Source organism: Candidatus Nitrotoga sp. BS (genome assembly GCF_927797785.1).
GTDB lineage: Bacteria > Pseudomonadota > Gammaproteobacteria > Burkholderiales > Gallionellaceae > Nitrotoga.
Genome location: NZ_CAKMLL010000054.1, coordinates 1 through 1,576, shown reverse-complemented (window position 1 = coordinate 1,576; position 1,576 = coordinate 1). Strand labels below are relative to the sequence as shown.

Annotated in this window: 1 protein-coding gene; it reads right to left on the bottom strand. The window is 47.7% G+C overall.

Going from position 1 to position 1,576, the window contains the following annotated elements; genetic code table 11:
• Positions 1 to 144: 144 nt before the first annotated feature.
• Positions 145 to 1,401 (bottom strand): nitronate monooxygenase, encoded by a 1,257-nt coding sequence (locus MJ769_RS05945; RefSeq protein ID WP_239235154.1) that lies wholly within the window; start codon positions 1,399 to 1,401, stop codon positions 145 to 147.
• Positions 1,402 to 1,576: the final 175 nt, after the last annotated feature.

The following is a 1,576-nucleotide window of genomic DNA, read 5'->3' as shown; positions in this document are numbered from 1 at the left end:
GGCTTAACCCTTCTTCTGTGACTTGCTTGACCGCCTGTTCACGAAATTCTTTGCTTCATCTCACACCTCCGTTTCAAGTTTAACAAAACGTTGGTGTCCATTTTTCTCAGCTTACCTCACTTGTCAAAGTGAGCGTTACTGAAGTTAGATGGTTGGTAAATCAGGTAATGCAATTTTGTTGTCGGTGCTGAACTGATAATCTTTGAACACATGCTCGGCCGTTAGTATCTGATAACTCCCATTTGGTAGGCGGCGCGTGGTGTCCTTGAGGCGGTAGGTGTTTTGTCCGCAAGTCCAGCAGTCAAAGTTGCGCATAGCGGTGCACAAACAAGTTTTGTCAATAACGGAGATTTTTTTTGCATTCGGGTGAGCTGCCACCTCGGCGTTGTAAGCTGTGATGTAAGCACAATTACCGTTGCCGTCGAGCAGGTATCCATAGGCTTCGCAGTTGGGACGAATGCCGGCACCGATGGCCGGACTTTTCTTCAGCATGCGCATTGGGTAGCCTGTAGGCGAGATCATGTTTACTTCAATATCTCCCTCATTTGCCTTAAAGTACTCTTGCACAATTTTTTCCGGCAAACCGCATTCTCTCGTTGCCGTAAAGCGCGTTGCGACTTGCACAGCAGCAGCGCCCATTTCTAGATACGACACTGCATCGCTGCCGGTAAAAATTCCACCAGCCGGTATGATCGGAATATCTAACTTTTCGGCTTGCAAGTATTGATAAATTTCTCTGCAGATTTCTCGCAGATCGTATTTCATCCAGTCTAAGCCGAAGCCCAAGTGGCCACCGGCCAGTGGCCCTTCTATCACGATAAAATCTGGCAGACGGTTAAGCTTTGCGTTTTTACGCAAGAAAATTTGCAGCGCGCGTAGCGAAGAGACGATGATACCAAGCTTGGCATCACGGAAACGTGGATGATCTTCCATCAACGCGAACGAACCCAGATGCAGTCCCGCACTCAGGGTAATTCCATCTATACCGGCAGAAAGCGCCCCGTGCAACCGTACCCGCAATGTTTCGCGCGGTGCATTCATAGTAAGTTTTTCCATGCAGTTGACGAAAATCATGCCGGAACCGCGCTTGGCTTCCATGGCTCGGCTTAAGTGCAGGCGCGTCGACTCTGCGATCTGCCCAAGATCGAATTGCACCGTGGACTTATCAGTATTGGCAACATTGTACTTGTACTGCTTGAGCTTTGATTTGACAAAGTCCGTATTTAAAAGCCGGTCCGTTACAGTTGGCAGCATAGCATCGGAAAGGTGCCCGATACCGCCAAGACGCGCAGCTTCCAGCGCCAGTTCGGCAGTGGAAATGTCAACCCCCATCCCGCCAATCATGATAGGCACCAGCTCTTGCTTGCCAAATTTCAAACGAAAATCGTTAACACACTTCATTGCCACCCTTCAATTCAAGACGCTATATTATTATGATAATAGTAGGCAGTTTTCCACATTGTGCGCAAATATTTGTCAACTGCCATATGGGTGTTCATATTAACAGGCATCTTGGAAACAGAGCATTGATAGATGTTGTAGGAACATGACTTTCAACCATTACAGATTTACCACA